The organism is Caballeronia sp. M23-90, from assembly GCF_053574605.1.
The window spans coordinates 1-1168 of the sequence record NZ_JBSIPA010000851.1; the positions used below are offsets into that span (position 1 = coordinate 1).

Annotated in this window: 3 protein-coding genes; 1 reads left to right on the top strand and 2 read right to left on the bottom strand. The window is 59.4% G+C overall.

The window, feature by feature from the left end; all coding sequences use genetic code 11:
• Positions 1-94 precede the first annotated feature (94 nt).
• On the bottom strand, positions 95-235 hold the full coding sequence (locus tag ACRXB1_RS36420; protein ID WP_449494820.1) for a hypothetical protein: 141 nt from the start codon (positions 233-235) through the stop codon (positions 95-97).
• A gap of 318 nt (positions 236-553) precedes the next feature.
• Between ACRXB1_RS36420 and ACRXB1_RS36425 the strand changes: the two genes are divergently transcribed.
• Positions 554-838, top strand: a complete 285-nt coding sequence (locus ACRXB1_RS36425; protein WP_449494821.1) for a hypothetical protein — start codon at positions 554-556, stop codon at positions 836-838.
• A gap of 43 nt (positions 839-881) precedes the next feature.
• On the opposite strand, the gene ACRXB1_RS36430 is transcribed toward ACRXB1_RS36425, so the two are convergent.
• Positions 882-1168 (bottom strand): FKBP-type peptidyl-prolyl cis-trans isomerase (locus ACRXB1_RS36430; protein WP_449494822.1); only part of this gene is annotated, 287 nt, incomplete at its 5' end.

Genomic DNA, 1168 nt, shown 5'->3' on the forward strand with positions numbered 1-1168 from the left:
GGAAATTCGAAAACGGCTCCAGCCAACAGCGCAGCCGGTTTAATTTGCAAAACTGAGACGTAGGGTAAAGCCCAAGAAAAGTGGCGCGTTATCTTCAGGTCATTGATTCGCCATCCATCTCCCTTCGTTCGCGCCACGCCAGGAGCTGGCCCTTCGCGTCCACGCCATGCGTACTGAAGGTGGTGCGCACAACGCCAGCGTGAAGCTCGTCGTCGGGGTGAAAGAGCGATGACATGTGGGTTGGGTGCCTCACGGGACGTACGGAAATTCGAAAACGGCTCCAGCCAACAGCGCAGCCGGTTTAATTTGCAAAACTGAGACGTAGGGTAAAGCCCAAGAAAAGTGGCGCGTTATCTTCAGGTCATTGATTCGCCATCCATCTCCCTTCGCCCGCGCCGACGCTCGTGTTTACGGCCGCGCAATCGGGAATCGTAGGCTCGCCAGAATCATTGCGCAGCGAGACCGCGTATTCGCATGGACCACAGCGAAGCTGCACATTCCAATAAAACAACCATTGCGGCGCACAGCCGGCAAAGGTCGACGAGGTATTAGTATGAACGCCCTAAAGAAACCGCCGCCGATCAAGGCGGAAAACCTGCTGCCGTCGAGACTGGCCGATCAGCAGCTCGACCATCTGGAGCGGATGATCGGCTCGATCGTCAAGAACAGCCCGGCGGCTCCCGTGCTTGGCCTGGACCCCGAATATTGGGAAAGCCGCGTCCGGGCGCTGGTGGAAGAAAACAACTTGCTGGTGGTTCAGCAGCAACGCGTGCAACGTCTTTTGATCAAGCTGCAGCAACGCGCAAAAAACAAGACGATGGACCCGGCGGCAGCTTGAGTCTCCTCGCGCCACCGTCCGGCGCCTGCAACCACGCGTTCGATCAGTTGCCGATTTTCAGCAGTTCCACTTCAAACGTCAGCGTGCTGTTCGGCGGAATGGCGCCCACGCCCCGATCGCCGTAAGCCGTTGCCGGCGGGCACACCAGCTTTGCCTTTTCGCCCACCTTCATCTTCTGCAGACCCTGCGTCCAGCAAGGAACGACACGTCCCAACGGGAACGATGCCGGCGTGCCGCGCTTGTACGACGAGTCGAACTCGGTGCCGTCCGCGAGCGTGCCGCGATAGTTGACCGTGACGGTGTCGGCAGCGGTCGGCTGCGCGCCCGTGA

Coding starts and splice junctions, on each gene's coding strand:
- ACRXB1_RS36420 (WP_449494820.1), bottom strand. CDS start 235: ATGTCATCGCTCTTTCACCCCGACGACGAGCTTCACGCTGGCGTTGTG.
- ACRXB1_RS36425 (WP_449494821.1), top strand. CDS start 554: ATGAACGCCCTAAAGAAACCGCCGCCGATCAAGGCGGAAAACCTGCTG.